General features: G+C 61.4%; 17 protein-coding genes. 6 read left to right on the top strand and 11 right to left on the bottom strand.

All coding sequences use genetic code 11. The annotated features are described in order from the left end of the window. Window positions 1-3: 3 nt before the first annotated feature. From C8264_RS00535 to C8264_RS00495, 9 genes are all read right to left on the bottom strand, one after another. Window positions 4-1083: an ABC transporter ATP-binding protein gene (locus C8264_RS00535; protein ID WP_108459007.1), complete on the bottom strand. Its 1080-nt coding sequence runs from the start codon at window positions 1081-1083 to the stop codon at window positions 4-6. Beyond that, the gene (locus C8264_RS00530; RefSeq protein WP_108459006.1) at window positions 1084-2331 is read right to left on the bottom strand and encodes an AGE family epimerase/isomerase; all 1248 of its coding nucleotides are present in this window, start codon (window positions 2329-2331) and stop codon (window positions 1084-1086) included. Further along, a complete protein-coding gene (locus tag C8264_RS00525) occupies window positions 2328-3194 on the bottom strand; it encodes a carbohydrate ABC transporter permease (RefSeq protein ID WP_108459005.1) in 867 nt (288 codons plus the stop codon). Before C8264_RS00525 ends, C8264_RS00530 begins: the two co-directional genes overlap by 4 nt. Beyond that, entirely contained in the window at window positions 3191-4078 is an 888-nt protein-coding gene (locus C8264_RS00520) for a carbohydrate ABC transporter permease (protein WP_108459004.1), read from the bottom strand. The genes C8264_RS00525 and C8264_RS00520 overlap by 4 nt, the downstream gene beginning before the upstream one ends. Window positions 4079-4147: 69 nt before the next feature. Continuing rightward, complete coding sequence (locus C8264_RS00515; RefSeq protein WP_205245589.1) at window positions 4148-5464, bottom strand: ABC transporter substrate-binding protein; 1317 nt, start codon at window positions 5462-5464, stop codon at window positions 4148-4150. A 71-nt stretch (window positions 5465-5535) separates the two neighbouring features. Beyond that, window positions 5536-6786, bottom strand: coding sequence for a neutral/alkaline non-lysosomal ceramidase N-terminal domain-containing protein (locus C8264_RS00510; protein WP_108459003.1), 1251 nt, complete (start codon window positions 6784-6786; stop codon window positions 5536-5538). Then, a complete protein-coding gene (locus C8264_RS00505) occupies window positions 6783-7832 on the bottom strand; it encodes an N-acetylglucosamine-6-phosphate deacetylase (RefSeq protein ID WP_245892875.1) in 1050 nt (349 codons plus the stop codon). Before C8264_RS00505 ends, C8264_RS00510 begins: the two co-directional genes overlap by 4 nt. 98 nt (window positions 7833-7930) lie before the next feature. Next, window positions 7931-8710, bottom strand: a complete 780-nt coding sequence (locus C8264_RS00500; RefSeq protein WP_108459001.1) for a sugar isomerase domain-containing protein — start codon at window positions 8708-8710, stop codon at window positions 7931-7933. Next, window positions 8700-9485, bottom strand: coding sequence for a glucosamine-6-phosphate deaminase (locus tag C8264_RS00495; RefSeq protein ID WP_342748678.1), 786 nt, complete (start codon window positions 9483-9485; stop codon window positions 8700-8702). The genes C8264_RS00500 and C8264_RS00495 overlap by 11 nt, the downstream gene beginning before the upstream one ends. A 148-nt stretch (window positions 9486-9633) precedes the next feature. Between C8264_RS00495 and C8264_RS00490 the strand changes: the two genes are divergently transcribed. Continuing rightward, the gene (locus C8264_RS00490; protein ID WP_108459000.1) at window positions 9634-10665 is read left to right on the top strand and encodes a LacI family DNA-binding transcriptional regulator; all 1032 of its coding nucleotides are present in this window, start codon (window positions 9634-9636) and stop codon (window positions 10663-10665) included. Here the strand turns inward: C8264_RS00490 and C8264_RS00485 are convergent. After that, complete coding sequence (locus tag C8264_RS00485; protein WP_108458999.1) at window positions 10639-11346, bottom strand: PilZ domain-containing protein; 708 nt, start codon at window positions 11344-11346, stop codon at window positions 10639-10641. The two genes, C8264_RS00490 and C8264_RS00485, sit on opposite strands and share 27 nt — an antisense overlap. A gap of 152 nt (window positions 11347-11498) precedes the next feature. Further along, complete coding sequence (locus tag C8264_RS00480; protein ID WP_108458998.1) at window positions 11499-12734, bottom strand: ROK family transcriptional regulator; 1236 nt, start codon at window positions 12732-12734, stop codon at window positions 11499-11501. 219 nt (window positions 12735-12953) lie between these two features. Here C8264_RS00480 and C8264_RS00475 point away from each other — a divergent pair, with 219 nt between their 5' ends. From C8264_RS00475 to C8264_RS00455, 5 genes are all read left to right on the top strand, one after another. After that, window positions 12954-13973 (top strand): sugar ABC transporter substrate-binding protein, encoded by a 1020-nt coding sequence (locus C8264_RS00475; RefSeq protein ID WP_108458997.1) that lies wholly within the window; start codon window positions 12954-12956, stop codon window positions 13971-13973. 78 nt (window positions 13974-14051) lie between these two features. Beyond that, on the top strand, window positions 14052-15128 hold the full coding sequence (locus tag C8264_RS00470) for an ABC transporter permease (protein ID WP_108458996.1): 1077 nt from the start codon (window positions 14052-14054) through the stop codon (window positions 15126-15128). Then, window positions 15125-15892, top strand: a complete 768-nt coding sequence (locus C8264_RS00465) for an ATP-binding cassette domain-containing protein (protein WP_108458995.1) — start codon at window positions 15125-15127, stop codon at window positions 15890-15892. Before C8264_RS00470 ends, C8264_RS00465 begins: the two co-directional genes overlap by 4 nt. Window positions 15893-16136: 244 nt before the next feature. After that, complete coding sequence (locus C8264_RS00460) at window positions 16137-16880, top strand: 2-keto-4-pentenoate hydratase (protein ID WP_108458994.1); 744 nt, start codon at window positions 16137-16139, stop codon at window positions 16878-16880. Window positions 16881-16983: 103 nt separating this feature from the next. Continuing rightward, window positions 16984-17244 carry a hypothetical protein gene (locus C8264_RS00455; RefSeq protein ID WP_108458993.1) on the top strand — a complete coding sequence of 87 codons (261 nt, stop codon included), beginning with the start codon at window positions 16984-16986 and terminating at the stop codon, window positions 17242-17244. Window positions 17245-17247: the final 3 nt, after the last annotated feature.

The raw sequence follows: 17247 nt of genomic DNA, 5'->3' as shown, positions 1-17247 counted from the left end.
TGTTCAAGCGCCGGCCAACCGCTTGGTGGTCGCGCTGTCAAACAGATGCGTCGTATTGGGCTGCGGCGCCAGCCATAATTCATCGCCAATGCTCGCGGTCAGCCGTTGGCGGAGCAGCGCCGAAATCCTGTCCTCGCCCAGTTGCACCACGACAAAGGTTTCCGAACCCGTGGGCTCGATGGTGACAATCTTGCCGCCAAGCCCCTCTCCCTTGCTGGAAAGCGATAGATGCTCCGGCCGGATACCCAGCGTTGCCGTCAACCCGTCTGCAGCCCCTGCGGCCGCCTGAACCGGCAAACGGAAACCGCTGCCGGTTTCAAAAATCTGCTGGCCCTGAGCCTGCCGAACTGTGCCGGTCAGGAAATTCATCGCAGGCGATCCGATGAAACTGCCCACGAACATATTCGCCGGGAAATCATAGAGATCGAGCGGCGTGCCGATCTGCTCCACCACTCCGTCGCGCATCACCACGATCAGGTCCGCCATGGTCATGGCCTCGATCTGGTCATGCGTCACATAGATCGTCGTGGTCTTGAAGCGCGCATGCATGTCCTTGAGCTCGCCGCGCATCTGCACGCGCAGCTTGGCATCGAGATTGGACAGAGGCTCGTCGAAGAGAAATACCTGCGGCTGCCGCACAATGGCCCGCCCCATGGCGACGCGCTGCCGCTGCCCGCCGGAGAGCTGCTTGGGAAAACGCTGCAGATAATCGGTAAGCCCCAGAATGCGCGCGGCGTCTCCCACGCGCTGGTCAATCTCCGCTTTCGACTGCTTCGCCAGCCGGAGCGAAAAGCCCATGTTCTCGGCGATCGTCATGTGCGGATAGAGCGCATAGTTCTGGAACACCATGGCGATGTCGCGGTGCTTGGGCTCGACGTCGTTGATGACCCGCCCACCGATAGAGATCTCGCCCTTGTCGATATCCTCGAGCCCCGCGATCATGCGCAGCAGGGTCGATTTCCCGCACCCGGACGGGCCCACCAGCACCACGAAGGCGCCATCGGGCACCTCGACATTGATGTTGCGGATAATGTCCGTGGGGCCGAAAGACTTGGCCACGTTGCGGATTTCTACGTCAGCCATTTATGCACCTTTGCTTGTTTTGAGGGCGCCGTTCGCTCCCAAGCGTCCCGCAGCCTCGATGGCCGCCAGAAGGCTGAGGCCGGTGTGGTAACCGGGATCGAGATCAGGGGTCGCCGGTACGAAGTCGACCGGCCCCTCTGCAGTCATCGTCTGGTAGGCAATCGCGAGCTCGCCGCGCCAATAGGTCTCGAAGAATGCCGCATGCGCCTTGCGCCACACATCGAGCACCTGTGGGTTGCCGGTGCGCTCATGGCAGAGGGCCGCACTGCGAATGGTTTCCGGCAGCGACCACCACGGGCAATAGGGGCTGGTCGGCTCACCCGTTGCCGCGGATACCGCGAGCCGTATGCCCGGCGCATGAAAGCCTGCCGCAAAGGAGGCCAGCAGAACGGCCTCAAGCTGGCGTATCAGCGCCCGATCTGCCTCGTCCGGCAGATGATCCAGGGCAAACCCCACAAATTCGATGCCATGCCCGACATTGCAGACATCCATCCCTGGCACATTGCGCAACAGGCCCGAGACCGCATCCAGATGCCGCTCCAGCACATGGGCAATGAACCGCTCTGCAAAGCCCGCAGCATCGGGCCGGCCGATCCGCTTGAGCATGCCGGCCGCCCCAAGCAGGATCATGCGCGGCCCGAAATCATCGGGCTGGTTGGCCGCCGCACGCGCCAAGAGCGGCACCCGCTCATCCATCTGGAACCGCCCGCCCTCGATGGCCCCCACAAGCGCAGGCAACTCGGCAAGATAGCCATCCAGGCTCGGCAGGTCATAGCGAGCCGCCGCAGCAATCAGCCCCTTGAGCACGAAAATATCGGAATAGGTATAAATCTCGGCGGGCTGCGCCTGGGGCGAGCTGGCGCCGTCTGCCCCCGCAATTATTGGCCGCAAATCGGCATCGTAGCAGAAATAGGCGTGCCCATCACGCTCCCAAAGACGCCGGAGGATGTCGTAGAGCGGGCGCGCCACCGCATCGATGGCACCAGTCAGCCCACGGTCGGACCCAGCGAAAAACGCCGCATGCGTCACCAGCGCTTCTAGCCCCCTGCCCTGAATCCAGCCATAGGTGAATTCAGGGCTGCGCGAGCCATCGTTCGGCCCATAGTCGGCCAGCGTAATGCTGTTCTGCTTGCTGTTCAAAAAACCCGGCCCCAGCAGCGGCCGCGCCAGCAGCCACCGAAGGCTTGCCGCATTGGCATCGGCATAAACCTGCGCCGCCTGCGCAATGCCCCCCCCTGGACCGCTCATTCCTTCAGCCCCGTACTGGCGACGCCCTGCACGAAATTGCGTCGCAAAATGACGAAGAGGGTAATCGAGGGAATGAGCACCAGCGCCGATGCAGCGCTGAGGCGGCCCAGATCCACGGTGAACCCGGTCTGGAACAGGGCCAGCCCCACTTCGATAGTATAGGCCTCGCGATTGGTGGCCACGATCATCGGCCAGGCAAACGCCGTCCACGCCTGAAAGAACGCCAGCACACCCAAGGCGCCAAGCGCGCCGCGCAGCAGCGGCAGCACGATGCGGAAGAAAATCCAGAGTTCACCCGCCCCATCGATGCGCGCTGCTTCCAGTAATTCATCGGGAATGGAATGGATGACGTTTTGCCGGATCAGGAAAATGCCGAAGCTCATCACCAGATAGCCCAGCAGCAATCCCCAGATGCTGTTGAGAATACCCAGGCTCTGCGCCTGGAAATAGAGCGGGATCATGTAGACTTCGAACGGCACGATGGCTGTCGCCAGCACCAGCGCGAAGATCACGTTCAGCGAGCGATAGCGGAACTTGGCGAGAATGTACCCGGCGATAGAAGACGTCGCCAGGATCGCGATGGTCGAAAGCACCGCAAACAGGATGCTGTTGAAAATCCAGCGCAGGAGCGGCGTGTCCTGCAGCACGGCCGCGAAATTATCGATCGTCGGATTGGCCGGGATGATCGTGGGCGGCCAGGCCAGCATTTCCTGCGGTGTCTTGAACCCGTTGGACACAAGAAACACCAGCGGCAGCAGCATCAACAGGCTGAACACCAGCAGCACGAGATCGATTCCGCGATCGACGAACATCTTGCGCAGGCGACGGCTCCTGCCGCTCTGGGTGGATCGGTTGGAACTCATGCGCGCCCCCTTTCCCGCAGCAGTGAAAACTGGATCAGCGTGAGCACCAGTACGATCAGGAGGAGGACCACGGCTTCCGATGCCGCGTAGCCAACGCGGTAATTGCGGAAACTGTTTTCCAGCATGTCCAGCACCAGCACACGCACTTGCCGGCCCGGCGCACCCTGCGCGTCCGACGCCAGCACAAAGGCCTGCGCATAGACGTTGAACCCGGACACCAGCGTCACCACCGACACATAAAGCGTGATCGGCTTGAGCATCGGCATGGAGAGGAACCAGAACGATTGCGGCCCCGAAGCGCCGTCGAGCTTGGCCGCCTCGAACAGCGACACCGGCAGGCTCTTGAAGCCCACGAGATAGATCAGCACCGCATAGCCCAGCGCCTGCCACGAGCACAGCACGATGACGCTGATGACCGAGAGCGTCGGATCAAACAGCCAGGCCTGCGGTTCGAAACCGAGAAAGGTCAGCACGGCATTGAGCGGCCCCAGCCGGGCATCAAAAATCCATTTCCACGCCATGGCGGCAGGCACCAGCGACACCACATGCGGCAGGAAGATCGCCGTTTCATAAAAGCCGGACACCCGCGAGCGGGTCCGGTAGTGGATCAGAGCGGCCAGCACCATGGCCGTTGGAATGGTGATAATCAGTACGCCGAAGGCGATAATCGAGGTGTTCAGCAGCGCTTCATGAAACAGCCGGTCGCTCATCAGCTCCTGGAAATTGGCCAGGCCGATGAATGGCTTGTTCTTGGACAGAATGTCCCATTTGTGCAGGCTCAGCCGCAGCGTCTCGTAAATGGGAAACATGCGCAGCCAGGCAAACAGGGCTAGTGTCGGCAGGATGGCGAGTATCGCAAAGAGCCATCTCTTGCGCCGCAGCATTGCATTCTCCGCTATTGGAGCCTGGGAGGCCGGGGCTTCCCAGGCAGGTTGGCATTATGACGTGCTGGCTTATTCCGCCAGCAGGCCTTCACGCTGCAGCAGGCCGTTGATTTCATCCTGCATCGCGACCAGAACGCCATCTATTGCCGCATCGTCAGTGGCCAAGGCCGGATTGGCGAACGCCTCGGTCAGGCGCGCAGCGGCACGGGTGAGGATTTCCTCCACCGGGCCGATATTGGGCAGCGAGAAGAATTCATAAGTGTCGGGGTAATCGACGAACGCTGCCAGCGCCGGCTTGGCTTCCAGGATGGAGCTGTAGTCGAGGCCCAGCCGGTTCGGCAGCCAGCCTACATTGTCCAGCAGCCACAGCAGGTTATCCGGCTCGTTGGCCGCCTGCGCAAAGGCCCACGCAGCTTCTGCTTCTGCACCCTCGCCGCTGATCCACAGCGATACCGGCGCCACGATGGAGCCGCGCGGCAGTGTGGCCGTGGCGTATGGCAGGTCCGGAGCCTTGGCGGCAATATCGCCGATAACCCAGGACTCGCGGATGAACATCGCGGTCTGTCCGCGCTCGAACGCCTCCGCATCGGCCGGCATTTCGACCGTCACGGTCTTGAGGGTATGAACATTCTCCAGATACTGCTTGAGCGCAGCACGGCCCTGTTCATTGGCGAAATCGGCCTTCCACTTGCCGTCGGCGCTCTGCTCGACCAGATTTTCGCCGTACTGGAACATGTTGATCCAGAATTTTTCGGCAATACCCTGGCCGCCGCCGGAAAGACGCAGGCTCCAGCCCGACACGGTGGGAGCGCCATTGGCGTCCCGCTGGGTCAGCGCTTCGGCATATTTGGTGTATTCGGCCATATCAGCCGGTGGTTCGGTCAGCCCGGCGGCTTCGAACATATCGGTGTTGTAGTAGAGCGCGCTCTGGCCGCGGAACAGCGGCACGCCGGAGACAGTGCCGTCATAGCTCGCCGAGTCACGGAAGAAATCGTTGAAATTGGCCGGGTCCTGCACGAAAGCCGCCACCTCGTCGGGCGCGGTGTTGAACAGGCCGTTTTCGAGATAGCGCGTTGCGGTCGAGGTACCGAGTTCGATGACTTCGGCAGCTTCCCCCGAAGTCAGTCCCAGCGCCAGGCGCTTTTCATGCTCGCGCAGCGCAATGGCCTCCACCTTGACGCTCAAATCGGGATAATCGGCCTTCATGCCCTCTGCGACGTGTTCATAGAACGGCGCCAGTTCAGGATAACCGCTCCAGACCCGGATTTCCTGCGCGCTGACGGCAGGCGCCATGGCGACGGCTGCAATGCCCATTGCCGAGCCGAGCAGTGCGAGCCGGAATGCGCCGGACGGCAATTGGCGGCGTAGCTTCGATACACATGTCATGAAAGTTCCCCTTGTTTCGCTCGTTCCCTACACAGGCGATAATGGAGTTTGTTATGCAACCGGTTGCGCTGTCAATAGCGTTCGCGGAGCAGCCCACACGCAGCATCGGCCAAAGCCTCGGCCGAGCCCGGCGCAAAAGTGCCGGGCATGCCGATGAAGCGATGGGCCTCCTCGACCTCATAACCCCCGAAGCAAAACTCGCTCATTGGCGGGATATAACCGGGCATGCCCCCAGCATAACCGAGGACAAACGCGGGCATGCTTCCACATGCTTCCCTTACGGAAAGACCCGTCTCGCTGAAAATCTCCCCCGGCATTGCCACGATGGGAATGCCGCCCCAATCAAGCAAACTGACCCGAGCGCGCCATGCGCCCGGCGCCACATCCTGGTTCCGCTCGGCCCATTCGACCCAGTGTTCGAGCAGAATGGCGCGCACCGGATCGGCCGTCTCACGCTCCTTGTGCCAACGCTCCGCAAGCTCCGGCAGCGGCCCATCTTCAAGGCGCGTCAGAGCCAGATCGAGCTCCCGGTGCATGGCACCCACAGCCCCGGTTACCCGCTGTTCTCCGGCCTCCAACGCGGCCGCCGCGATCCGCTTGCCCAGCCGTCCCGCCGTAGCAAACGTGCGGGCACTATTGGCCGCAAGCGTCCATGAAGCCTGGGCGGTATGGCCTGTATTGGCATCGCCAGCGCAGCCGGTAAGAAACAGCGCTACAGCCCCAGGATGCGCCGCCTCCAGCGCCTGCCGAACATAGAACGGATAGTCCGCCGTCATCTCCAAATTGTCCGCCGCCAGCACCACCGGGTGGCAGGCATAGGACGTCATCACTGCGATGCACTGCCCATCGGAATCTCGAATACGGATCACCGGCACGGAGCGGTCCAAAGGGCCATCCACGTGTCGCCGATTCCAGGCCACGCCGGGGTCTCCGCCCATGCCGGCTGCAATCTCCGCCGGCCGCCTGCCCTCGCACGCCAGCCGCAACGCCTCGACGGCGCCATCCTCGATTAGCTGCAAAAACGCAGGATCGGCGGCCCGTCCCAGGCGTCCCTTCATCGATACCGGCGCACCATGGGTGTGGGTTGCAGCCACGATGATGTTGTCGTCCGGCAAGGAACTGCGCCGACGGATGCGGGCCGCCATATCCTCATGCAAGCCAATGACGTCGAGCACCACGACCGCAGTATCCTCGACCACGATTGCCCGCGCCGTCAGCGGGTCATGCGTGCCCGTCGCTGGCATGGTCCGAGCCGCAAAGCCCGCCAGATGCAGCCCCGCTGGCGGTGTAATGTCCACGCTCGCCGCCCCCGCACGGATCATGCCAAAAGCCTCTCCCCACCAAGGAAAACGTCTTCAATCGTCAGCTTTTCATCGCCCGGCGCCCAGGAAAACAGCGTTATATCCGCACGCTGGCCCGGTGCCAGCACACCCCTGCCGGCAACGAAACGTCCCGGATTGCAGGTCGCCAGGGTCAGCGCCTGCGCCAGCGAAATTTCCCCCGCCTCGATGGCGTAGGCGATATTGCGGTCCAGCAAATGCCCTGCCCCCGCCAGATATGGCGTGTCGGCAACACTGAGTCGCCCATCGGCAGACACGTCCACCTCCCCGCCAATGGCGCTTCGATAACGCCCCGGCGGTTGCCCACCCAAAGCGGCAGCGTCGGAGACGAGTATCGAATTATCCAATGTCTTGGCCCGAAGCATGGCCTTGAGTGTTGCCGCAGGCAGGTGATGCCCGTCAGCAATGAAGCTGGCCGTCAGCCGATCATCGGACAGCTGCGCCCAGACGAAATTGGGGTGGCGCGGCAACACGCTGGCAGCACCATTGCCCAGATGGGTCGACAGGCTCGCTCCTGCATCCACCGCCGCCGTGATCTGCTCCGGCGTGGCGCCGGTATGGCCAATCGACACCAGCACGCCTTGGCCGGTCAGTTCCGCGATATAGGCTGGCGCTTCCGCATAGTGCGGCGACAAAGTCACCAGCCCGATCATCCCTTCGGCGGCACGCTGCCACCGGGCAAATTCATCGATGTTCGGCGCGCGCACGTGCTCGAGCGGATGCGCGCCGCGCGGACCGTCCGCCGGATCGAGCGAGGGTCCTTCCACATGCACGAACCCGATCATCTCGGCCAAAAGCGGGCTTTCGCGCTTCGCCGCAGCGATGCCGCCCAGGGCTTCGCATAAGGACTCTTCGCTTGCAGTGATAAGCGTCGGCGCAAAACAGGTGACCCCCGCCCGCAGCAGATGACGCGCCAATTGCTCAAGCGTTTCCAAACTCGGCACGTCCGCATTCAGGTCGTGTCCGGCATAGCCATTTACCTGCAGATCAACGAATCCGGCAGACAGGAACGGTGCAGCATCTTCCACTGGCCCAGGGCCTATGGAGACGATGCGACCGTCCTGACAGTCTATGGCTATCCCTTGCCCAGTTGCCGGATCGCGTCCAACAATGCGGGCAACTTTGCTCACAGCCAGCGCACCCGATCGCGGAACCGCGCCAGGAACCGGCCATTGGCTTCGTCGCCACCTGGCGCATTGCCGCTGCGCCAGATTGGCGGCTCGACGCCTCGCTCGGCCAACTTGGCAACAGTGCGAATGACCAGACAATTGAGCGCGAAAGCGTTGGCGAAAGTGGAAACCGCAGCGATGTTTTCGCTCACCCCATCGACAGTCACCAGCGCATCGCCGATCGGCACTTTGGTGTCGATGGCGATGTCAACGATGTCGTGCAAATTCTGCCGTGTCGGGTGCCGCGCTGGATGCGTTGGCGCGCTGCCATTGGCATGCGCGTGTGAGTTGAAACCGATCAGGAACGCGCCACGCTCGCGCGCCGTAATGGCCGCATCGATCAGCGCCGCATTGATACCGTAGGCGTTGGTAAGAAGGAGTAGATCGCCCTCCCCCACGCGCTGGTCGTCGATGACGATTTTGCCATAGCCCGGCGTGCGTTCTACGGCCATGGACCGGAGTGCGCCATTCGACAGCAGCGTGCCTTCGTCGAGGATTGCGCTGACATGCATCAGCCCGCCAGCACGAAAGAAAATCTCCTGCGCCGCCAAATTGGAGTGTCCGCCGGGCCCATAAACATAGACCAGCCGGTCGGCAGCGACCTGCTCGGCAACCCGCGTGGCCGCGCGATCCAGAGCATCACGCTCCTCCACCAGAATGGACTGCATCAGGGCAGTGACATCCGACAGATAGCCGGCACACAGCGCATCGGCGTCGATCACAGGATTATTGGGCATCGGGGTCGGACTCCGCATCGAGGTAAAGGCTGCAATTGGGGTGCTCGCGTAGGATACTAGCCGGGCATTCGGTGCTGATCGGACCATAGAGAGTGGCGCGAACCGCGTCCCGCTTCAACTGGCCCGGCACCACGCAAAACAGCCGCCCCGCGCGCATCAGGCGCGGCACGGTCAACGTAATCGCCTGCTCCGGCACATCATCGAAACTGGCGAAGCAATCATCATCAACCTGCTGCTGCCGGCATTGCTCATCAAGCGTGACGACCTTGACGTCCAGCGGGTCGGCGAAGTCCGCAACCGGCGGATCGTTGAAGGCGATGTGACCGTTCACGCCGATCCCCAAGCACACAAAGTCGATCGGAACCGCCGCCAGCAGTTCCGCGTATTTCGCCGCCGCAATTTCCGGGTCCGGATCGGGCACAATACGGTGCACCTGGGCAAACGGCACCCGGCCGAAGAGATTGTCATCGAGCCATTTGCCGAACCGCTCCGGTGCATCGGCGGACAGCCCAATATACTCGTCCATGTGAAAGGCCGTAACGCGCGTCCAATCAATGCCCTCGGCCGCGCACAACGCAGCCAGCATCTGCGCCTGGCTCGGTGCCGCCGCAAAAACCATGCGCACGTTCTGCTGCCGCGCCAGCGCACCACGCACGGCATCGGCAATATCCCGCGCCGCCGCATCGCCCATCAGCGCTCTCGTGGCAAAGCACCGAACGCTCATCTGCCCAGCCTTGCGAGCGATGTTTGACGGGATTGAAGCATCAAGCGTCACGGAAAACCTCCACGCCGGGCTTTCGATGAAATGCAGCACCAGCTTTCGCCGACTATTTAATGCAACCGGTTGCATGTCAAGCTGCTATGACTATCCTTGTGACCCGGGACCATGCCATGACACTGTGGATGAGCCAGAGACCTCGCCGATGACCCCTCGCCAGAACAGACCCACGATCAACCAGGTCGCCGCGGCGGCTGGAGTTACCAAGTCCAGCGTGTCCCGCGCCTTCACTCGCCCGGAGATGCTGAGCGAAGAAACGGTCCGCAAGATTTTTGCTGCTGCCGAGCAGCTTGGCTATGTACCCAACCACACGGCGCGCGCGCTCAGCACCGGACGCCACGGCAACATTGCGCTCATCGTGCCCGATGTCGCCAATCCGTTCTTTCCGCCCCTGATCCGCGCTGCCCAAGCGGAGGCGGACCGATCCGATTATTGCGTGTTCCTTGGCAATTCCGACGAAAACCCGCAGCAGGAAGACAAACTCATTGGCCGCTTCACTGGCCAGGTGGAAGGCTTCGTATTGGTTTCCTCGCGCCTCAGCGACGAGCAGATCATCGACCACGCAGCGCGCCGGCCGGTGGTGCTGATCAATCGCGACGTGAAAGGCATTCCGCGCATCCTGATCGACAGCGCCACCGGTGTTGCCGAAGCCGTGGCGCACCTCGCTGGCCTCGGCCACAAGAAATTGGTCTATGTGGGAGGCCCACACGGTTCGTGGTCCAACAAGCAGCGTCGCAGTGCCGTTCGGCGCTCGGCCCGGGAACTGGGGCTAGACGTCACCGTCATCTCCAACGAGTTCGCCGCCTTCGAATCCGGCCGCAAAATCACCGCCAGTGTGCTCGCCACCGGAGCAACGGCCGCGATTGCCTTCGACGATCTAACAGCGCAGGGGATGCTCGCCGAACTGGCGGATCAGGGCATCGCCGTGCCGGCCGATTTCGCGGTGGTCGGTTGCGACGACGTGTTGGGCGCTGCCACCTATCCCTCGCTAACCACGGTCTCCAACCGTTCGGTGGAAGCAGGCAAGGCGGCCCTGAACCTCTTGATGGATATCCTGCAAAACCAGGCCATTCGCGACGTCCGCTATGTCCTGAACACCAATCTGGTGATCCGCAAGACCACTGGTCCGGCCAGAAATGCAACTTCTGAATCAGGGAGTCCTGACCAAAGCCGGTAGCTCGGTGGCGGCAATATCCTGCGTCACGTGATTGACAAGCACCTTGGATTCCCCCGCCTTCCCTACAGAGGTCAACACGGAAGTGTGCTGGCTGGCGATGGGTAGGAGCATGCGCTCAACGGTCCGCTCGTCCTGGATGGACTGAAATTGCACCGCAAAGCCATCATCCAGATGTCTCACCACCTTGCCGACGAGTTGGCCAATAGCCAGCGGCGTCCCCAAGTCTGGTTTCAATCCCGACGACACGGCGACGCCAGAAGCGGAAACGTCTAGCACCAGGCACGGCGCAGTTTTGCCGTCGGCCAGCAGGACCACGCTATGGCGATTGGCTGGCCTCCATCTCTTGTAGGTCCGGTTATCGGCGCTGGCGTGCAGCACACGCAACCGGTACCAGGCGATCTTTGCTGAGAGCTTTTCCCTGCCTGCGTCATCCAGAAGAAGTCGTACTGCATAACCGCCCTCGACGAAACGCTCCACTTGTCCGAGAAAGCCGCCAATGTCGGCCAATTGCACAATCAACTTCTGCCCACGCGTCAATCTGTTGCTGCATGCAATTACCGCGACGAGCGGACTGATCGATCTTGTCCAGCAAGGCGAGACGGCACTGAGGATCGGCCGATCCGCTTCATCCAGTGGTGTAACCCTGCTGGCGATGCCGCCTATAAAACGAGCGTGTTGCATGCAGTGGCTGCCATAAGGACGTGCACCATTCGAATCGATGTCGATGGGCCAACTTCAACCGCGCGGGTTTCTATAGCAACACCCATCTATGCCGGGCCTCGTAATTGTAGCTGGACTTGGTAAGCAGCAGCGCTATTTAGCCCACTACTCGCTTAACGCGAGCTAAACGGGTTTTCCTTGAACAGCACTTCGCGGTCCTGCGTAAAGTTCGCCAGGAGCGGAATAGCCGCGCCGCCGAGTGCACGAGCACTGGTGCCCAGTGAGCCGGCGACCAAGGAAAACGCAGAAAGACCTTGCCGATTGACCGTGCTCAGAGCAGCGTTTGTCGCTTCTATGATGCGCGATCTCACCGCATTGGGAACCGCACCATCGATAACAACGGTCTCAACATCGACCACTGCGACAGAGCCAACGATGGCATGTGCCAGATGCTCGGCAACCTGTTCGATCCATTGATCCAGCGCCGAGCCGAGATCATCGCCCCAATCATCGGGCGACTGCCAAAGCACTTCGGCGCGGCGGCCCCGCCGAACAAGTTCGCGCTCAAGCACATAGATCGAAGCCACATTCATCAGCTGCGGCGCCCGTCCGCCAGCCGCCATTGCTCGCGACGGCATGGACCCAAGTGCCCCGGCATTGTTGGTGCGGCCCGGAAACAAGTGCCCGCCAAAAACAAGCCCACCACCCACAAAGGAGCCAATGTAGACATAGAGAAAATCGACATACTCCGCGCCGCGGCCGAACATCAGCTCGGCGGCGCAGGCGGCGGTGATATCGTTGTAGAGGTACACGGGCCATGGACTCACCTTTGCCAGTTCAGCGCGAACGTCGATGTGGCGCCATGCATCGATGTCCTCGCGCGGAGCGCCGATCTCTTCGGACCACGTCCACATCTCGTATGGGCAGGCGATCCCAAGCCCCGCAACGCGCCGCAATGTTTCAGGGGGCAGGCTTGCCTGCAATTGGGCCAATCCAGACGCGGCAAATTCGCTGATGCCGGCCGGTGTGGGGTAGGCATAAGTCTGGTGCAGGAAATGCTGCACTGTTCCGACAAAATCGATCAGCGAGAGATCAACGCTGCGGCGGCCGATCTTGAGGCCAATGGAATAGGCCCCCTCGGGGTTCAGTGAATAGGGCACCGATGGCTGCCCAACCCGGCCCCGCACAACAGCTTCACGCCGCAACAGGCCGTCCGCTTGAAGCTGGTTGGCAATAATGGATATTGTCTGGGGCGACAGGCCGGTCATGCGCGCAATGTCGGCTTTGGGGAGGCTGCCATGACGGCGCACCAGAGAGAGCACCAACCGCTCGTTATAGAGGCGAACGCCACTCTGATTGGTGCCACGGCTAAGGTCGTCCGACCGCGCCCGTATTGTGCCGGCGCCCATATGCGGCTCCTCTACTTTCTGCCCTGCCTGTGCCGCGATGGAGACGCCCCAGCCGGTCTTCTGTCAATTAATAAATCCATCGGATTAACTTATTGACACTTCCAAACCCCCGTGCTGATCTTTGCACTATCGAACAGTGCGCGGGGAGGAGACCGGCGCCCCCGTTCGCAACGGCCGCGACCGGGCACACCCGGCGCGACCTTCTCGGGAGGAGAACGCATGAACAGGTTCTGGAAGTCCGCGGCCGTAAGTGCCGTGCTGTTTGGTCTTGCAAGCGGCTCGTCCGCTTACGCTCAGGACATCGTCGGGCTGATCACCAAGACAGAGGGCAACCCATTCTTCGTCAAGATGCGCGAGGGCGCCCAGGTCAAGGCCGAGGAACTCGGCCTTGACCTTCGGACCTACGCTGGCGATTTCGACGGCGACAACGAAAGCCAGATCGCGGCCATCGAAAGCCTGATCGCCGTCGGCGCCAAGGGCTTCGCCATCGTTCCTTCCGACTCCTCGGCCATCGTGCCGACGATCCAGCAAGCCCGCGATGCCGGCCTTCTGGTGATCGTCCTCGATACGCCGCTTGATCCGATGGACGCTGCGGACGCGACATTCGCCACCGACAACCGTCAGGCGGGCCGTCTGATTGGCCAATGGGCCGCAGGCACCCTTGGCGACGAGGCGGCCAATGCTAAGATCGGCTTCCTCGATCTGGCGACCAACCAGCCCACCGTCGATTACCTGCGCGACCAAGGCTTCATGGAAGGCTTCGGCATCGACGTGAAGGATCCCAACCGCTACGGCGACGAAGACGATCCGCGCATTTGTGGACACGAAGTGACCGGCGGGGCTGAAGAAGGTGGCGTCACCGCCATGGAAACCCTGCTGCAACGCTGCCCGGACATCAATGTCGTATACGCCATCAATGAACCTGCTGCTGCTGGCGGCTATCAGGCCTTGCAATCAGCAGGCAAGGACGACGTGCTGATCGTTGCCGTCGACGGCGGCTGTCCAGGCGTCCAGAACGTCAAGGAAGGCATCATTGGTGCCACCTCCCAGCAATACCCGCTGGATATGGCGTCCCTTGCCATGGAAGCAATTGCCAAATTTGCGGCCGATGGCACCAAGCCGGAAGTCGATCCTGAACTGGGCTTCTATGATACCGGCGCCCGCCTCGTCACCGACGCTCCGGTTGAAGGCGTAGAATCCATCGACACGACTGAAGGCGCTGAGCTCTGCTGGGGCTAGGCCGAACCATGGCAATGGCCCCTCCGGCATCACCGGAAGGGCAGTTCACCAATTTAATACTGACGAGAGGGGCGCGGTATGAGTGACGACGCCACCGGTTCAGCGACGGCCGAAAAAGGCCTGACCGGCGCCACTGCTGGCTTCGCCAGTTTTGAGAACGAAGCTGCCGGTCCGCTCCGGCGCGTGCAGCACTTCTTCCACCAGAACCCTACTGCCATCCCCGCCATCATCCTGCTGGTCGCGGTGACCGTATTCGCCTTTGTCAGTGGCGGGCGCTTTTTTGGCACTCTCAACCTGTCTCTTATTCTCGCCCAAGTGACGCTGATCGCGCTGCTTGGCACGGCGCAGACCCTGGTAATCATCACCGCCGGCATTGACCTGTCAGTGGGCGCCATCATGGTCCTTTCCTCCATCATCATGGGAAAGCTCGCGATCGACTACCAGGTCCCCGTTGCTCTGGCATTTCCTGCCGGCCTGCTGACGGGCGTGGCTTGTGGTTTCGTCAATGGCATTCTTGTCACGATGTTCAAGCTGCCCCCTTTTATCGTCACGCTTGGCACCTGGAGCATCTATGGCGCAATGATCACGCTGGTCTCCAATGCCGCCACCATCCGCTCCCAGGCGCTTGATCAGTTTGCGCCGTTCCTCAAGGCTATGGGTGCACGTATTCCACTCAGCGGCGGCGCATTTCTGATGTCCGGCTCGATCCTGATGATCGGAGTGGCCGCCGTCATCTGGTACATGCTCAGCCGCACTGCATTCGGGCGCCATGTCTACGCCATTGGCGATGACGCCAACGCTGCCCGCCTCTCGGGTATTCAGGTCAACCGAACCCTGATCGGGGTCTATACGCTTGCAGGCCTGCTGTGTGGCGTGGCGGGCTGGGTGCTTATCGGCCGCGTGGGCGCCGTCTCGCCGCTCGGCAACCAGACGGCCAACCTCGACGCCATCACTGCAGTTGTGATCGGCGGCACTTCGCTGTTCGGCGGCCGAGGCTCTATCTTGGGCACGCTGTTTGGAGCGCTCATAGTGGGCGTATTTGACTCTGGGCTATCGCTCACCGGCGTAGATCCCCTATGGCGGCAACTCACGGTCGGCGCGCTGATCATCATCGCAGTTGCCATCGACCAGTGGATTCGGAGGATTTCGGCATGAGCGCGCCCGTGCTTGAGGCCCGTGGCCTCACCAAGCGTTATGGCCGGGTTGTTGCACTCGACAACGCCGACTTCGACCTCCAACCCAATGAGATTCTCGGCGTCATTGGGGACAACGGAGCCGGCAAATCCACCTTGATCAAGGCGCTTTGTGGTGCCGTGACGCCGGATGGCGGAGAAATCCGCCTTGCCGGCGAGCCGGTAAGCTTCCGCTCTCCGCTGGAGGCACGCTTGGCAGGAATTGAAACCGTCTATCAGGACCTGGCCCTCTCACCTGCCCTGTCGATTGCCGACAACATGTTCCTGGGTCGAGAGCTCCGCAAATCAGGCATCATGGGAGCACTTTTCCGCACGCTTGACCGCTCCCGCATGCAGAAGATCGCCCGCGAAAAGCTGGCCGATCTCGGCCTTATGACCATCCAGAATATCAATCAGGCGGTGGAGACACTGTCCGGTGGACAACGCCAGGGTGTAGCCGTTGCGCGAGCCGCCGCCTTCGGCAGCCGTGTTGTTATCATGGACGAGCCAACGGCCGCTTTAGGCGTGAAGGAAAGTCGCCGCGTATTGGAACTGATGCTCGACGTCAAACGTCGTGGCCTGCCGATTGTCCTCATCTCCCACAATATGCCGCATGTCTTTGAAGTAGCAGACCGCATCCACATCCACCGGCTTGGTCGGCGAATTGCGGTTATCGATCCGAAGCAGTTCTCCATGTCCGACGCAGTTGCGATCATGACCGGCGCCATGAAGCCACCGGCTACCTGAGACATGCCGCACAGAACAGGATTCATCCAGTAGATCTCATGGTGAGCCTGTCGAACCACGAGATCGTGGCACCGATCCGCCACGAATCCCATCCGACAAGCCGCGGCTATAGCTCGATTGATAACCTTCCCCACTATTGCCCGAGGCGGCGGGTTGGCGATATCACGATAGGGAGGGCTTTGGCGGCAACGATACGCTTTTGCGCCTGTCCGGCTTTCGCATCCCATACGCAAAAGAGAGTTTAATGCTGCATCCCCTTACCGATCTTCTGATTGACAGTCGCCAATCAGGGCGCCTGGTCCGCGAGCTCCCGCCAGATCTGGTTCCGCAAACTCCCCAAGAGGCCTACCGGATCCAGAGCGAGATTGTCTCTAAACTTGGTCCTGTCGGAGCTTGGAAGGTTCAGCCGCTGCCAGAATCAGGTCAACCATTTGCGGCCCCAATTCTCGCCAGCACTATGTTTCCAGATGGCGCGACACTCCGCACCGCAGACTTTCCCAACCTCGCAATTGAAGTGGAGGTTGCTCTCACCCTTGGCCGAGACTTGCCACCGATCGCTCAAGGGTACTCTGCCGCGACAGTTCGCGATGTTATCGGCAGCATCCACATCGCCATCGAGATTCTCTCCTCGCGTTTTGCGGACAGCAAGAGCGTGCCACAACTCGCCGGAATTGCTGACCTGCAAAGCGGTGCCGGCATCGTGCTGGGCCCGGCTGTACCGCCTGACACGCTGCCCGAATTCGGCCAGCAAACCATGGAACTCAGCTTTGATGACGCCGTGGTTGCGACCACGCCGGGCAATGCCAGTACGGAGAACGTGCTCTCCTCGCTCGCCTGGCTCGCCAACCACGCGGCAACGCGCGAACTACCGTTGAAGGCCGGCGATGTTGTGATCACCGGCGCCCGCATCGGCGCCCTGCCCTTTTCCGGCAAGCATGTCTTCGCCCGCGCTCCGGGATTAGGCGAAGTATCCGTCGTCTTCGAATAATTCCAAAAGCGATGAGGCCGCCGGACTAAATATCTGGTCGGCGGCCTGTCAGCGTTCTGTCAGGCCAAATCGGCTACCACAGTAAAAAACCTGGGTGGCTCAAATGAATGAAGCGGAAGCTGACAAGTGCATCGCGGAATACCGTGCCCTGCTCAAGGCCTGGACGATGGCCATTACCGGCATTAGCGCCGGTGATGCCGACGCCATGCACCGCGAACTCGATGCCAACCAAGACAAGTTGGCCGATATAGCTATCGCGTTTCCGGACAAAGCCTACTCGGTGGATCTGCTGGTCAACGCCAGGACGCGCACTTGGGCCGGATACGAGTACGAACGCGTGCCACGAAATCAGAGCGCCGGATAGCTG

Source organism: Devosia naphthalenivorans, assembly GCF_003056355.1.
GTDB classification, from domain to species: Bacteria; Pseudomonadota; Alphaproteobacteria; order Rhizobiales; family Devosiaceae; genus Devosia; species Devosia naphthalenivorans.
This window is presented reverse-complemented; position numbering and strand designations above follow the sequence as displayed.